A 14,710-nucleotide genomic window follows, 5' to 3' on the forward strand; every position below is an offset into this window, starting at 1 on the left:
TGCGGCGGACATTGACCTGACTGTCGGCCCGACTTGTTTTGAATAAAGCTCAATCGCTCTCCACGCGCTACGACCCCCGCGAGCTCTCTGATGAGGAGTTGGTCGCGCGCTCGCACTCCGAGCTGTTTCACGTAACGCGCGCCTATGAAGAACTGATGCGGCGTTACCAGCGAACATTATTTAACGTTTGTGCACGATATCTGGGGAACGATCGTGATGCAGACGATGTCTGTCAGGAAGTGATGTTGAAGGTGCTGTACGGCCTGAAGAACTTCGAGGGCAAATCGAAGTTCAAAACGTGGCTCTACAGCATTACGTACAACGAGTGCATCACACAGTATCGGAAGGAACGGCGTAAGCGTCGCTTGATGGACGCTTTGAGTCTGGACCCCCTTGAGGAAGCGTCTGAAGAAAAGGCGCCGAAACCCGAGGAGAAGGGCGGACTTGATCGCTGGCTGGTGTATGTGAACCCGATTGACCGTGAAATTCTGGTGCTACGTTTTGTCGCAGAGCTGGAGTTTCAGGAGATCGCAGACATCATGCACATGGGTTTGAGTGCGACAAAAATGCGGTACAAGCGCGCTCTAGACAAATTGCGTGAGAAATTTGCAGGCATTGCTGAAACTTAGTTCGGCGCAAATATCTCTTACGTGTAGGCAAGTTCTGATAGACTTGCCGCCGAGTTGTCCCCCGGTTTGCGGGACTGCTTCACAATCACCAGATGGGGATTTAACGGATGAAACTGAAAAACACCTTGGGCTTGGCCATTGGTTCTCTTATTGCCGCTACTTCGTTCGGCGCGCTGGCACAAGGCCAAGGCGCAGTTGAAATCGAAGGCTTCGCCAAGAAAGAACAGTACGATAGCGATCGTAACTTCAAGAACAACGGCAACCTGTTCGGCGGTTCGGTTGGTTACTTCCTGACCGACGACGTAGAACTGCGTCTGGCCTACGACGAAGTGCACAACGTACGTGCAGATGATGGTCGCAACGTAAAGGGCGCTGATACCGCTCTGGACGCTCTGTACCACTTCAACAACCCAGGCGACATGATCCGTCCATACGTTTCTGCCGGTTTCTCGGACCAGAGCATTGGCCAGAACGGTTCGGGTCGTAACCGCTCCACTTTCGCCAACGTTGGCGGCGGTGCCAAGCTGTACTTCACTGAAAACTTCTACGCCCGTGCTGGCGTTGAAGCTCAGTACAACATCGACCAGGGCGACACTGAGTGGGCTCCTAGCGTCGGTATCGGTGTGAACTTCGGTGGCGGCTCCAAGCCTGCTGCTGCTCCAGTTCCAGCACCAGCTGAAGTTTGCTCCGACAGCGACAACGATGGCGTTTGCGACAACGTTGACAAGTGCCCTGACACCCCAGCCAACGTAACTGTTGACGCTGATGGCTGCCCGGCAGTTGCTGAAGTTGTTCGTGTTGAGCTGGACGTGAAATTCGACTTCAACAAGTCGGTAGTCAAGCCTAACAGCTACGGCGACATCAAAAACCTGGCTGACTTCATGAAGCAGTACCCATCCACCACTACTGTTGTTGAAGGTCACACTGACAACGTCGGTCCTGACGCTTACAACCAGAAACTGTCCGAGCGTCGTGCAAACGCCGTTAAGCAAGTTCTGACCAACCAGTACGGTGTTCAGTCGTCCCGCGTTCAGTCTGTTGGCTACGGCGAATCCCGCCCAGTTGCTGACAACGCCACTGAAGCTGGCCGTGCTGTAAACCGTCGCGTAGAAGCGAAGGTTGAAGCTCAAGCTAAGTAATTAGCTCGCAGCTCTGGAAAAGCCCGGTTTAGGCCGGGCTTTTCTTTGTCTGCGATTTGATGATGATGTGTTGGAGCAGGCAGGTTCAGGCTGATTGATCGACCGCCATCGCGGGCAAGCCACGCTCCCACAGAGATGACGTTGCACGGGCTGCCACGGTTCCAATCACCAAAATGGCCGGGCTTTTCAACTCAAAGGCGCAGGCATCGTCTTCCATCGCCGTCAGGTCGCTCCGACATTCCCGTTGGTGCGGCAGCGAAGCATTTTCGATCATCGCCACAGGTGTATCGGCTGCCATTCCGCCGGCCAGCAGTTGTTCGCGGATCTCACTGAGTTTCGCCACGCCCATGTAGACCACCAGTGTGGTACCGCCTTGAGCCAGGGCTTGCCAGTTCAGGCTGCTGTCATCCTGAGTGTGCGCCGTGACCAGTGTCACGCCCCGCGCGACGCCCCGGAGCGTCAGCGGAATATCGCATTGGGTCGCGCCGGCAAGGCCAGCGGTAATGCCATTGACCAGCTCAACCTCGACCCCTCGTTCACGCAACCACTGCGCCTCTTCACCACCACGCCCGAAAATGCACGGATCGCCACCCTTGAGCCGCACCACGCATTTGCCGTGGCGGGTGTAACGCAGCATCAGGCGATGAATGAAAGCTTGAGGCGTGGAGCGACAGCCGCCGCGCTTGCCCACAGGAATAATTCGCGCGCTCGGGCAATGCTCCAGCACTGCGGGATTGACCAGATCGTCGATCAACACTACGTCCGCTTCGCGCAGCGCGCGAACCGCCTTGAGGGTCAGCAATTCCGGATCGCCGGGACCCGCACCCACCAGCCAGACTTTTGCGCTCATAGTGTTTTCCTCACGAGGTGACGGCGACTGGCTGCGCAGTGGCGGCCAGCAAACGCTTGATTTCCGGGACGCAGGAGCCGCATTGCGTGCCGCAGCCCAATTCTTGTTTCAAACCCTGCAAGTCCAGGCCACGGCTGATGCCGGCACAGACTGCGTTCTGGCTGACGTTCATGCAGTTGCACAGGGTTTTGGTGCCGGATGCCGGGGCGCCAGCGTTGCCTGGTGGCGCACTCAACGGTGCCAGCAGCCAACGGCGCAGCTGTTCGTCAGCGCGACCTTCGAGCCACAGGCTTTGCAGCCAGTGTTGGGCGAGTGTTTCGCCGGCCAGGCGAATCGCGGTAATCCGGCCGTTCTCGATACGCACCCGTTTACCGATCGAACGCCGGGGATCGTCGTAGGCCAATACCGGGCCGTCGTTGAGCCCCAGGCATTGATCGATATCACGCAACAGCTGCGGCTCTGGCGCGGTGGCGCTGGCGGCGCGTATCAGCAGCGCGGGACGCTCACGGCCAGCCAAGCTGAGGCTAGCGTAGGAAAACGCCTCGCAGAGTGGTCGCAACGTCTCCAGGTGCTGTTGAACATCGCCTTCGATGAGGGCGAAAAGCTGCCAGGGCAATTGCACAGGCTCGAGTCGCACACCACTGTGTTTGAGTTCCGGTTGTTTCGACAGCGGATCGAAGGCGGGAAGGGTGAGGGTATTCACGCCGCCCTTGAGAAAACGGTCGCCCCAATGCATCGGCAGGAAAGCCTGGCCCGGACGTACGCTGTCGTCGCTGCTGACCGGCAGGATCACCGCGCCCCGGCGACTTTTCATATTGATCAGGTCGCCAGGTTGCAGGCGGTGCCGACGCAGTTCATCCGGGTGCAGGCTCAACACGGCTTCGCTGACATGGCCGAACAGCTGCGCGGCGGTGCCGGTGCGGCTCATGCCGTGCCATTGATCGCGCAGGCGGCCGGTGATCAGGGTCAGTGGGAAACGCGCATCGCGTTGTTCCTTGGCGGCGCGATACGGGTCGGTCACGAACTGCGCACGCCCGCTGGCGGTCGGGAAAACCCCGTCGAGGTACAACCGCGCGGTGCCTTCGCGGGCTCCGGCGGGGAAGGGCCATTGCTGGGGGCCGAGCTGGTCGATCAACTCATGACTGATCCCGGACAGGTCGAGGTCGCGGCCGCGAGTCAGTTGTTTGTATTCGTCAAAGACCTGTGCCGGGGTTTCAAAGGCAAACAGGCTGGTGGTTCCGGGACGCAGATGTTTTTCCAGGCGCTGTGCGAAATCCACGGTGATTGCCCAGTCGGACCGAGCTTCACCGGGTGCGCCGATGGCTCGGCGGACGTGGGAAATGCGTCGCTCGGAGTTGGTGACCGTGCCGTCCTTTTCACCCCAACTGGCGGCGGGCAGCAGCAGGTCGGCGAACGCGGCGGTTTCGGTGGTGTGGAAGGCTTCCTGCAACACCACGAACGGACAGGCTTGCAGTGCCTCGCGCACAGCGGTCTGGTCAGGCATCGACTGGGCAGGGTTGGTGCAGGCGATCCACAGGGCTTTGATCTTGCCGCTGCGCATCTGCTCGAACAGTTCGATGGCCGTGAGCCCGGTGTTTTCGGGCAGTTGATCGATGCCCCAGTAGGCGGCTACTTGCGCGCGGTGTTCGGCATTGGCCGCTTCACGATGGCCTGGCAGCAGGTTCGACAAGCTCCCGGTTTCCCGACCGCCCATGGCATTAGGCTGACCCGTCAGCGAGAAAGGTCCTGCGCCGGGCCGACCGATTTGCCCGGTAGCCAGGTGCAGGTTGATCAGCGCGCTGTTCTTCGCGCTGCCGGCGGTGGACTGATTCAGCCCCATGCACCACAGCGACAGAAAACTCGGTGAAGTGCCGACCCATTCCGCGCATTGCTGCAGTTGCTCGATGCTGATGCCACAGAGCTGCGAAACCATTGCCGGGGTGTAATCGCGCACCAGGTTTTTCAGCTCGGCCAGGCCCTCGGTGTGGGCCTTGATGAAGTCGCGGTCGACCCAGTCTTCCCACAGCAGCAGGTGCAAAATCCCATGGAACAATGCGACATCGGTACCGGGCAGAATCGCCAGGTGCAGGTCAGCCAGATCGCAGGTGTCGGTGCGCCGAGGGTCGATGACAATGACTTTCATCTGCGGCCGGCGGGATTTGGCTTCTTCCAGGCGTCGAAACAGGATCGGGTGGGCGTAGGCCATGTTGCTGCCGACGATCATCACGCAATCGCTCAGTTCCAGGTCTTCATAGTTGCAGGGCGGAGCGTCGGCGCCGAGGCTGCGCTTGTAGCCGACCACCGCTGAAGACATGCACAGCCGCGAATTGCTGTCGATGTTGTTGGTGCCCACCAGTGCCCGCGCCAGTTTGTTGAAGGCGTAGTAATCCTCGGTCAGCAATTGCCCGGAGATATAGAACGCGACGCTGTCCGGGCCGTGTTCGGCGATGGTCTTGGCGAAGACACTGGCGGCGTGATCGAGGGCGCTGTCCCAATCGGTGCGGCTGCGGGCCAGGTCCTTGCCCAGGCGCAGTTCCGGGTACAACGCCCGTGCTGTCAGGTCGCCGGTCAGGTGCAGGGTCGAACCTTTACTGCACAACTTGCCGAAGTTGGCCGGGTGCGCCGGATCGCCGCTGACGCCGAGGATGCGCTCGCCGTCGTGCTCGATCAGCACGCCGCAGCCGACCCCGCAATAGCAGCAGGTGGAGGCGGTTATTTGGCGGTCCATCAGCTTGCTTCCCGCAGGGCCAGCAACACCCGGCCATTCTCGACCCGTGCCGAGTGATGGTGGACGCAGCCGATATCGGGAGCCTGGGCCTCGCCGGTTTCCAGGTCGATCTGCCAGTTGTGCAGCGGGCAGGCGACCCGTTTACCGTAGATCAAGCCTTGGGACAGCGGCCCACCCTTGTGCGGGCAGCGGTCGTCGAGGGCGAAAACCTCATCGTCGCTCGTACGAAAAATCGCGATGTCACCTTTCGGGCCGGCGATGATCCGCGAGCCAAGGGTGTTGATCTCTTCCAGTGCGCAGATATCCAGCCAGTTCATACCGACACCTCCAGGTTCTTCACGGGAATGACCTCGAATTCTTTTTTCAGCAGCGGCTGTTCGAGGCGTTCCTTCCACGGGTCCTGTTCGAACGACAGGGAGAATTGCAGGCGTTCGTTCAAGGCCTTGCGCCGCACCGGGTCTTCCAGCACGGCTTTCTTGATGTGTTCCATGCCGACCCGTTGCAGGTAATGCACGGTGCGTTCGAGGTAGAAGGCTTCTTCGCGGTACAGCTGCAGGAACGCGCCGTTGTATTCGCGCACTTCTTCGGCGGTTTTCAACTTGACGAAGAACTCCGCGACTTCGGTCTTGATCCCGCCGTTGCCACCTATGTACATCTCCCAGCCGGAATCCACGCCGATAATTCCGACGTCCTTGATCCCCGCTTCCGAGCAGTTGCGTGGGCAACCGGAGACGGCCAGTTTCACTTTGTGCGGCGACCACATGTTGAACAGGTCATGTTCGAGCTCGATGCCCAGTTGCGTGGAGTTCTGGGTGCCGAAGCGGCAGAACTCGCTGCCGACGCAGGTTTTCACGGTGCGGATGGATTTTCCGTAGGCGTGTCCGGACGGCATGTCCAGGTCTTTCCAGACGCCCGGCAGGTCTTGCTTTTTGATCCCCAGCAAGTCGATGCGCTGGCCGCCGGTGACCTTGACCATCGGCACGTTGTACTTGTCGGCCACGTCGGCAATGCGCCGCAGTTCTGAAGGATTGGTCACACCGCCCCACATCCGTGGGACTACGGAGTACGTGCCGTCTTTCTGAATGTTGGCGTGGGCGCGTTCGTTGATCAGGCGCGATTGCGGATCGTCCTTGGCCTCGCCCGGCCAGGTGGAAATCAGGTAGTAGTTGAGCGCCGGGCGGCAGGTGGCACAGCCGTTCGGGGTGCGCCAGTTCAGGTAGCTCATGGTGCCGGCGATGGTCAGCAGGTGTTGGTCGCGGATGGCCTGGCGGATTTGCCCGTGGTTGAGGTCGCTGCACCCGCAGATGGCTTTTTCGCTTTTCGGTTTGACGTCTGCCGCACCGCCCACGGTGTTGATCAGGATTTGTTCGACGAGGCCGGCGCAGGAGCCGCAGGAACTGGCAGCCTTGGTGTGTTTCTTCACGTCGTCGACGCTGAACAGCCCGTGTTCCTGAATGGCCTTCACGATGGTGCCTTTGCACACGCCATTGCAGCCGCAGACTTCGGCGGTGTCGGCCATGCTCATGGCCTTGTCCTGGCCCTGGTGTCCTACGTCGCCCAAGGCGTTTTCGCCGAACATCAAATGATCGCGGATCTCGCCAATGGCATGGTTCTCACGGATTTGTCGGAAATACCAGCCACCGTCCGCCGTATCGCCGTACAGACAGGCCCCGACCAGCACGTCATCCTTGATCACCAGTTTTTTGTAGACCCCGCCGATCGGGTCGGAGAGGGTGATGGTCTCGGTGCCTTCGCCGCCCATGAAATCGCCGGCGGAGAACAGGTCGATGCCGGTGACTTTCAGTTTGGTCGACGTCACCGAGCCCTTGTAGGTGGCGAAACCCAGTTGGGCGAGGTGGTTGGCGCACACCTTGGCCTGTTCGAACAGCGGCGCGACCAGGCCGTAGGCGGTGCCGCGATGGCTGGCGCATTCGCCGATGGCGTACACCCGGGGGTCGTAGGTTTGCATCGTGTCGTTGACCAGAATCCCGCGACTGCAAGGGATGCCGGCTTTTTCCGCGAGTTCGGTGTTGGGGCGAATGCCGGCGGCCATCACCACCAGGTCGGCGGGGATGATGTCGCCGTTCTTGAACTGCACCGAGCCGACCCGGCCATTGCCGGCGTCGTGCAGGGCCTGGGTTTGTTCGCACAGGCGAAAATGCAGGCCGCGGGCTTCCAGGGCGGTTTGCAGGAGTTGGCCGCTGGTTTTGTCCAGTTGGCGCTCCAGCAGCCATTCGCCGATGTGCACCACGGTGACGTGCATGCCCCGCAGCATCAGGCCGTTGGCGGCTTCAAGGCCCAGCAGGCCGCCGCCGATGACCACGGCGTGCTTGTGGGTCTTGGCGGTGTCGATCATCACCTGGGTGTCGGCAATGTCGCGGTAGCCGATCACGCCCTGCAAGGTATTGCCGGGGATCGGCAGGATGAACGGGGTCGAGCCGGTGGCGATCAGCAGACGGTCGTATTCGGCCTCGGTGCCGTCTTCGGCGATGACCCGGCGTTTGACCCGGTCGATCTCCACCACTTTGCGGTTGAGCAGCAGTTTGATGTTGTTTTCCAGGTACCAGTCCAGATCGTTGAGCACGATCTCTTCGAACGTCTGTTCGCCGGCCAGTACGGGCGACAGCAGGATGCGGTTGTAGTTGGTATGGGGTTCGGCGCCGAAGACCGTGATGTCGTACAGCTCATTACTCAGCTTGAGCAGCTCTTCCAGGGTACGAACCCCGGCCATGCCGTTGCCGATCATCACCAGTTTTAGTTTTTTCATCAGGTTCTCCGGGGAGCTCGGGCCTGCCTCATCAGGGCATTCAAGCCTTGCTCGACAAAATTTTGCGCAAACAAAAAAAGGCGTCCCGCTAGCTAACTAGCGAGGACGCCTTTGTCCTTGTCCCGTTCTCTCGGGCAGCGCAGCCTTCTACGTTGAAGGCCGGGCTTTATGTATGTTGGGAAAGGTAATGCAGTGGTTGTGCCAAGTCTCGCAAGGGCCAGATTTATGGGCTCTGGTCATGGGAGGAGGGTGTTTTCGTGCACCGGTTCAAGGCGCGATGCCCAGTTTTGAAGCAGAAAGTGCAGTGAAAACTCAGCCATGAAACAACAAAAACAACAGCACCAGATTCACCAGCAACGACACCAGCGCCAACGTCCGCCAGACTTTCAACGGCTCGCGCTCCAGTAACGGTCTGGGGCGCACGCTCAAACTGCGTCGTTCTCCCTGTTCCAGCAGCAACAACCATTCTTCCGCCGTTTCAAAGCGCTGATCCGGGGCCACCGCCACCGCGCGTTCCAGACTCTGCGCGATCCATTCCGGCAGGTCGGGCCGGTAGCGACTGGCGCTGACAGGCATCCCGAACCGTGGGCGCTGGAAAGCTTCGATTTCGCCGTAGGGATAATGCCCGGTGAGCAGGTAATACAAGGTCACGCCGACTGCATACAAATCCTGTTGTGGTGTCGGCGGGTCGCCGCGAAAGGCTTCCGGCGCGATATAGCTGGGCGTTCCAGGCAGGGCGAAGGCTTGATCTTCGGACAGCCCGGGACAGTAGGCGAGGCCGAAGTCCAGCAGACGCAACTCGCCGTCGTCCCCCAGCAGCAGGTTTTCCGGTTTGATATCGCGATGCAGAATCTGCCGTCGATGCAGGATGCCGACGGCCCGTAGCAAGCGTTCGGCCAGGTCCTGCCATTGTGCCAGTGGCAGTGTTGCGACCCGTTCATGCAGCTCGGCCAGGGTCGACCCGGAATATTCACGCATCACGTAGTACAAATGCTGACGCTGACTGGCGGCATGGACTTCAGGGAAATGCCGACCGGCCACACGCTTGAGAAACCATTCCTCCGATAACAATGCCTGCCCGGCCTGGTGATCGTCACGCAAAGCACCGGGCAAGGTTTTCAGTAACCAGCGCTGTTGTTGTGCATCGCGCACCCGATAGAGCAGCGATTGTTGGCTCTGGCCGAGGATCCCTTCGACCTGCCAGCCTTCGAAGGTCTGGCCCGGTTTCAGTGCGGGCGGGAGCGGCCATTGCTGCAGATGAATCAGTGCATCGCCGATGCTGGTTTCGCCAAGGGCATCGACCCGCACCAGCAGGGCGCTGGCATTGTCCTGACTGCCGGCCAGGTGCGCGGCGCTGACCAGGGTCTGCGCGGCACTGTTGAGGTCAGGTTGGTCGCGCAGAATCGCTGCGATGGCAGTGTCGCCCAGCACGGCCCAGATGCCGTCGCTGAGCAGCACGAAACTCTCATTCAGGCGCAGTTCGCCATCCAGAAAATCCAGCACCAGATGTTGATCCAGCCCCAGGGCCCGCTTAAGCACATGCTGCATGCCCGGCTGGTCCCAGACGTGATCCTCGCTCACCCGTTGCAAGGTGTCGGCGTGCCAGCGGTAAACCCGGCAATCGCCGACATGCGCCAGGGTGAAACGCCTGCCGCGCATCACCAAGGCACTGACCGTGGTCAGCAGCGGTTGCCCGCCACCATTGGCCTGCAACCAGCGGTTTTGTGCCAGTAGCAGACGATCCAGCGCCTGGGCGACACCCCAGGTTTCCGGGGTGGCGTAATAGTCCAATGCCAGGGCCTGCAAGGTCGAACGGGCTGCGAGACCGCCATCGGCGCATTGGCTGACGCCGTCGGCGATGGCGAACAGGTAACCCTTGCTCGCCGCCAGTGCCGGGGCCGGAGTGACCAGGCGCAGAGCGTCCTGGTTCTCTTCGCGAGGCCCGATGGCGCTGGCTTCGGCAAAACTCAGTTGCAGGCTCATTCAGCCCTCACACTCGAGCAGCGGTGACGGCTGCCGAACCCCAAGTGGTTCTCCAGCGACGTTTCACCCCGTGCAGACCGAACCAGGCGAGTACGCCGAGGCTGGCGAACAACCACAAGGCCATTTGATAGCTGCCGGTACTTTGCTTGATCGCGCCCATGCCGGCCGCCAGTGCGAAGCCACCGATGCCGCCGGCCATGCCGATCAAACCGGTCATCACACCAATCTCCCGACGAAAACGCTGTGGGACCAACTGGAATACTGCACCGTTACCTGCACCTAAACCGAGCATAGTGCAGACGAAAAGCGCCAACGCTGCGTAGGAACTCGGCAGATTGAAACCCACGGTCGCAATGCAGATCGCTGCCACGGTGTACATCGCCAACAGGGTGCGAATCCCGCCGAAGCGATCCGCCAGCGCGCCGCCCAACGGACGCATCAGGCTGCCACCGAACACACACGCCGCGGTGTAGTAACCGGCAGTTACCGGGCTCAGGCCGTATTGGTCGTTGAAGTAGCCGGGCAGGGCGCTGGCCAGACCGATGAAGCCGCCGAAGGTCACGCTGTAGAAAAACATGAACCACCAGCTGTCGCGGTCACCCAGGGCCTTGAGGTAGTCGGCCATGGACTTGGCTTTCGGCCGCTCAGGGGCATTCTTGGCCAGCCAGGCGAAGACGATCAGGGTCAGGATCAGCGGGATCAGGGCGAAGCCGAACACGTTGCTCCAGCCAAACGCGGCGGCCAGCACCGGGGCGATCAGGGCGGCGAGCACGGTGCCCGAGTTACCGGCACCGGCGATGCCCATGGCTTTGCCTTGGTGCTGCGGCGGATACCATTGCGAGGCCAGTGGCAGGGCGACGGCGAAGGACGCACCGGCCATGCCGAGGAACAGGCCCAGCAACAGCGCCTGCTCGTAACTGTGGATGCCGACTTTCCAGGCGACGAACAGGGCACTGATGACGATTATCTGGCCGATGATCCCGGCGGTTTTTGGCGACAGGCGATCAGCCAGCAGGCCCATCGCAAAGCGCAATACGGCCCCGGCCAGAATCGGCGTGGCCACTACCAGCCCGCGCTGTTGGGTGGTCAGGTGCAGGTCAGCGGCGATCTGCACCGCCAGAGGGCCGAGCAGGTACCAGACCATGAAGCTCAGGTCGAAATAGAGGAAGGCTGCGAACAGTGTCGGGGTATGGCCGGATTTCCAGAAGCTTGAATTCATCGCGCACCTCAGCTGTCAGGCGTATCAAGAAGGAGTCATGAGCTTGCAGGTGGGGCGCCGCAACGGCCGCACCACCAGCCCCGGTCTCTGGGGCCAAAACGGAAAAACGCCGCTACCTGATTCGCAAAAGGGGGCGAATGAGGTGAGCGACGTCTTTGTCGTAGGTGGGGCAACCGCCGTTGGTTACCTTGCAGTGATTACTTAGCGAGATCTGTGCCAACACGTGAGATCGAGTTGCCCGCGAAGGCGTCCTTCAGCCCAGCAACTCACTCATGGCAATGATCTGCTCCGCCACCTGTATCAGCTTCTGCTGGCGGCTCATGGCCTGGCGGCGCATCAGGGTGTAGGCCTCTTCTTCGTTGCAGTCCTTCATCTTCATCAGCAGCCCCTTGGCCAGCTCGATGCGTTTGCGCTCGGCCAGTTGCTGGTCGCGGGCGTGCAGTTGCGCGCGCAGGGCCTGGTCGCTTTCAAAGCGTGCCATGGCCACGTCGAGAATCGGCTGCAAGCGTTGTGCGTGAATGCCTTCGACGATGTAGGCACTGACGCCGGACTTGATCGCCTGGCGCATCACGCCGGGGTCGTGCTCGTCGGTGAACATCACGATTGGCCGTGGTTGGTCGCGAGTAACCAGCACCACTTGTTCCATCACATCGCGGCTCGGTGACTCGGTATCGATCAGGATCACGTCCGGACGCACCGTTTCGACGCGCGCGGGCAGGTCAATGGTCAGGCCGGATTCGTCGATGACTTCGAACCCGGCTTCGATCAGGGCCGCTTTCAGACGCCCGACTTTTTTTGCGGTGTCGTTGATCAGCAGGATACGCAACATATTCGCAGGCTCCTGTCAGCGGCTGGCGAGAAGGGGAGCGCTGTCGCTCATGGCGTGCAGCGTGAAGCTGCGGGCATAGCCGGCCGGGTCCGAGCCGTCCCAGATTTTGCCGTCGATCAGTTGACTGCTGCGCATTTCCTGAGCCAGGGCGGGCACACCGACAGCGGTGGCGGCCTCTCGGTACAAGTCTAGTTGCTGAACCTGACGGGCCACGCCGAGGTAATCCGGGTCGTCGCGTAATAAGCCCCAGCGACGGAACTGGGTCATGAACCACATGCCGTCGGACAAATACGGCAGATTGACCTCGCCGCCACTGTGGAAACGCATCGCGTGCGGGTCTTGCCAGTGATTGCCCAGGCCATCGGTATAGTCCCCGAGCAAACGCGGTTCGATGCAGTCGAGCGGCGCATCGAGGTATTCGGGGGCGCTCAACAGTTGCGCGGTGCTGCGGCGATTTTCGCGGCTGGCTTCGACGAAGCGGCTGGCTTCGAGGATCGCCATCACCAAGGCCCGGGCGGTGTTAGGGTATTGCTCGACGAAGGCGCGGGTGCAGCCGAGGACTTTTTCCGGGTGATCGGGCCAGATCGTCTGAGTGGTGGCCATGGTGAACCCGAGATTCTGTTGCACCGCACTGGCCGCCCACGGTTCGCCGACGCAGAACCCGTCGATGCGCCCGGCTTGCAGGTGCGCGACCATTTGCGGCGGGGGCACCACCACACTGTCGACATCCTGCAACGGATGAATGCCCTGGCTCGCCAGCCAGTAATACAGCCACATGGCGTGGGTACCCGTGGGAAATGTCTGGGCGAAGGTCAGTTTTGGGCGACTTTGGTGCACGTGGTGGTCCAATGCTTCAGGACTGGTCACGCCCAAGGCCTGCAAGCCGTGGGAGAGGTTGATGCTCTGGCCGTTCTGGTTCAGGCCCATGAGCACGGCCATGTCGGTGGAGGCTACACCGCCGATGCCCAGGTGCACGGCGTAAATCAGGCCGTACAGGCTGTGGGCAGCGTCGAGTTCGCCGCTGACCAGTTTGTCCCGCAGGTTGGCCCAGGACGACTGGCGTTTGAGGTTCAGGGTCAGGCCGTAAGGCTGGGCGAAGCCCTGGGTGGCGGCGACCACCACGGAGGCGCAGTCGCTCAGGGCCATGAAGCCAAGGTTGATTTCGGTTTTTTCCGGGGCATCGCTGCCGTTGACCCAGGCCAGTGGGCCGGCTGATGGTTCATTCATCGATTTGCACCTTCCAAAAAAAACGTCGTCCCATGGCCTCTGCGCGAGCAGAGCCGGTGACGACGCCATTGTCCTTCCACTCATTCCGTCGTTGGCATGAGTGCTGATGCCCATGTTGGTGCAAGGCATATGCCATCGCTGGCTGATTTTGTCGCGCGCCTCGCGTGAAGCTCTGATGCACGGCTATAATCGCCGCCTCTCATCGCCAACCGAGTCAAGCCTGCCCATGTACACCCTGGCCCGTCAGCTGCTGTTCAAACTTTCCCCGGAAACCTCCCACGATCTGTCCCTGGACCTGATCGGCGCGGGCGGGCGTTTGGGCCTTAACGGCTTGCTGTGCAAGGCTCCGGCAAAAATGCCGGTAACCGTCATGGGCCTGGAATTCCCGAACCCGGTGGGCCTGGCGGCCGGTCTGGACAAGAACGGCGCGGCGATCGATGGTTTTGCCCAACTGGGTTTTGGTTTCGTCGAAATCGGCACCATCACCCCGCGTCCGCAACCGGGTAATCCGAAACCACGGATTTTCCGCTTGCCGCAAGCCGAGGCGATCATCAACCGCATGGGTTTCAACAACCTCGGTGTCGATCACTTGCTCGCTCGCGTGGCGGCGGCCAAGTACAAGGGCGTGCTGGGTATCAATATCGGCAAGAACTTCGATACGCCGGTTGAACGTGCGGTCGACGACTACCTGATCTGCCTGGACAAGGTCTATGCCCACGCCAGTTACGTGACGGTCAATGTCAGCTCGCCGAACACGCCGGGCCTGCGCAGCCTGCAATTCGGCGATTCGCTCAAGCAATTGCTCGCCGATCTGGCCACGCGCCGGGCGGAATTGGCCCAGCGCCACGGTAAACATGTGCCGCTGGCGATCAAGATCGCGCCGGACATGAGCGACGAAGAAACCGCTCAAGTCGCCCAAGCGTTGATCGAAACCGGGATGGATGCGGTGATCGCCACCAACACCACCCTGAGCCGCGTCGGTGTCGAAGGCCTGGAGCATGGTGACGAGGCGGGCGGGTTGTCCGGCGCGCCGGTTCGCGACAAGAGCACCCACACCGTGAAGGTGCTGGCGGCGGAACTGGCCGGTCGCTTGCCGATCATCGCGGTGGGCGGTATCACCGAAGGCAAGCACGCGGCTGAGAAAATCGCTGCGGGTGCGAGCCTGGTGCAGATTTACTCCGGCTTTATCTACAAAGGCCCGGCGTTGATTCGTGAATCGGTAGACGCCATCGCCGCGCTACGCTGAGTTGTAGCAGCTGCCGAGCCTGCGAGGCTGCGTTCGGCGGCGTAGCCGTCGTAAATCAGCTATCGCGTTGCGTCAGGAAAACCTTGCATACCG

General features: G+C 61.0%; 11 protein-coding genes. 3 read left to right on the top strand and 8 right to left on the bottom strand.

Annotated features, from left to right (window positions below; translation table 11 throughout):
* Positions 1–38: 38 nt before the first annotated feature.
* The gene (gene sigX, locus PMI21_RS0128300) at positions 39–629 is read left to right on the top strand and encodes an RNA polymerase sigma factor SigX (RefSeq protein WP_026331741.1); all 591 of its coding nucleotides are present in this window, start codon (positions 39–41) and stop codon (positions 627–629) included.
* Positions 630–736: 107 nt separating this feature from the next.
* A complete protein-coding gene (locus PMI21_RS06260; protein ID WP_007940638.1) occupies positions 737–1,768 on the top strand; it encodes an OmpA family protein in 1,032 nt (343 codons plus the stop codon).
* A gap of 85 nt (positions 1,769–1,853) precedes the next feature.
* Here PMI21_RS06260 and cobA read toward each other — a convergent pair whose 3' ends face one another.
* From cobA to PMI21_RS06220, 8 genes are all read right to left on the bottom strand, one after another.
* Positions 1,854–2,618, bottom strand: coding sequence for a uroporphyrinogen-III C-methyltransferase (gene cobA, locus PMI21_RS06255; RefSeq protein WP_007940639.1), 765 nt, complete (start codon positions 2,616–2,618; stop codon positions 1,854–1,856).
* Positions 2,619–2,628: 10 nt separating this feature from the next.
* Entirely contained in the window at positions 2,629–5,346 is a 2,718-nt protein-coding gene (locus PMI21_RS06250; protein WP_007940640.1) for a nitrate reductase, read from the bottom strand.
* Complete coding sequence (gene nirD / locus PMI21_RS06245) at positions 5,346–5,663, bottom strand: nitrite reductase small subunit NirD (protein ID WP_007940641.1); 318 nt, start codon at positions 5,661–5,663, stop codon at positions 5,346–5,348. The genes PMI21_RS06250 and nirD overlap by 1 nt, the downstream gene beginning before the upstream one ends.
* On the bottom strand, positions 5,660–8,113 hold the full coding sequence (nirB, locus tag PMI21_RS06240) for a nitrite reductase large subunit NirB (protein ID WP_007940642.1): 2,454 nt from the start codon (positions 8,111–8,113) through the stop codon (positions 5,660–5,662). The genes nirD and nirB overlap by 4 nt, the downstream gene beginning before the upstream one ends.
* Positions 8,114–8,425: 312 nt before the next feature.
* On the bottom strand, positions 8,426–10,096 hold the full coding sequence (locus PMI21_RS06235) for a bifunctional protein-serine/threonine kinase/phosphatase (RefSeq protein WP_007940643.1): 1,671 nt from the start codon (positions 10,094–10,096) through the stop codon (positions 8,426–8,428).
* Positions 10,097–10,103: 7 nt separating this feature from the next.
* On the bottom strand, positions 10,104–11,315 hold the full coding sequence (locus tag PMI21_RS06230; protein WP_007940644.1) for a nitrate/nitrite transporter: 1,212 nt from the start codon (positions 11,313–11,315) through the stop codon (positions 10,104–10,106).
* A gap of 253 nt (positions 11,316–11,568) precedes the next feature.
* The gene (locus PMI21_RS06225; protein ID WP_007940646.1) at positions 11,569–12,144 is read right to left on the bottom strand and encodes an ANTAR domain-containing response regulator; all 576 of its coding nucleotides are present in this window, start codon (positions 12,142–12,144) and stop codon (positions 11,569–11,571) included.
* 15 nt (positions 12,145–12,159) lie between these two features.
* Positions 12,160–13,371, bottom strand: a complete 1,212-nt coding sequence (locus tag PMI21_RS06220) for a CmpA/NrtA family ABC transporter substrate-binding protein (protein ID WP_007940647.1) — start codon at positions 13,369–13,371, stop codon at positions 12,160–12,162.
* 226 nt (positions 13,372–13,597) lie between these two features.
* Here PMI21_RS06220 and PMI21_RS06215 point away from each other — a divergent pair, with 226 nt between their 5' ends.
* The gene (locus PMI21_RS06215) at positions 13,598–14,617 is read left to right on the top strand and encodes a quinone-dependent dihydroorotate dehydrogenase (RefSeq protein WP_033064172.1); all 1,020 of its coding nucleotides are present in this window, start codon (positions 13,598–13,600) and stop codon (positions 14,615–14,617) included.
* Positions 14,618–14,710: the final 93 nt, after the last annotated feature.

The organism is Pseudomonas sp. GM18, from assembly GCF_000282195.1.
GTDB lineage: Bacteria > Pseudomonadota > Gammaproteobacteria > Pseudomonadales > Pseudomonadaceae > Aquipseudomonas.

What these genes read in the sequence shown, in the direction of transcription:
- PMI21_RS06260 (WP_007940638.1), top strand. Translation starts at nt 737, where the DNA reads ATGAAACTGAAAAACACCTTGGGCTTGGCCATTGGTTCTCTTATTGCC.
- PMI21_RS06225 (WP_007940646.1), bottom strand. Translation starts at nt 12,144, where the DNA reads ATGTTGCGTATCCTGCTGATCAACGACACCGCAAAAAAAGTCGGGCGT.
- PMI21_RS06250 (WP_007940640.1), bottom strand. Translation starts at nt 5,346, where the DNA reads ATGGACCGCCAAATAACCGCCTCCACCTGCTGCTATTGCGGGGTCGGC.
- PMI21_RS06220 (WP_007940647.1), bottom strand. Translation starts at nt 13,371, where the DNA reads ATGAATGAACCATCAGCCGGCCCACTGGCCTGGGTCAACGGCAGCGAT.
- nirB (WP_007940642.1), bottom strand. Translation starts at nt 8,113, where the DNA reads ATGAAAAAACTAAAACTGGTGATGATCGGCAACGGCATGGCCGGGGTT.
- PMI21_RS06215 (WP_033064172.1), top strand. Translation starts at nt 13,598, where the DNA reads ATGTACACCCTGGCCCGTCAGCTGCTGTTCAAACTTTCCCCGGAAACC.
- PMI21_RS06235 (WP_007940643.1), bottom strand. Translation starts at nt 10,096, where the DNA reads ATGAGCCTGCAACTGAGTTTTGCCGAAGCCAGCGCCATCGGGCCTCGC.
- nirD (WP_007940641.1), bottom strand. Translation starts at nt 5,663, where the DNA reads ATGAACTGGCTGGATATCTGCGCACTGGAAGAGATCAACACCCTTGGC.
- cobA (WP_007940639.1), bottom strand. Translation starts at nt 2,618, where the DNA reads ATGAGCGCAAAAGTCTGGCTGGTGGGTGCGGGTCCCGGCGATCCGGAA.
- PMI21_RS06230 (WP_007940644.1), bottom strand. Translation starts at nt 11,315, where the DNA reads ATGAATTCAAGCTTCTGGAAATCCGGCCATACCCCGACACTGTTCGCA.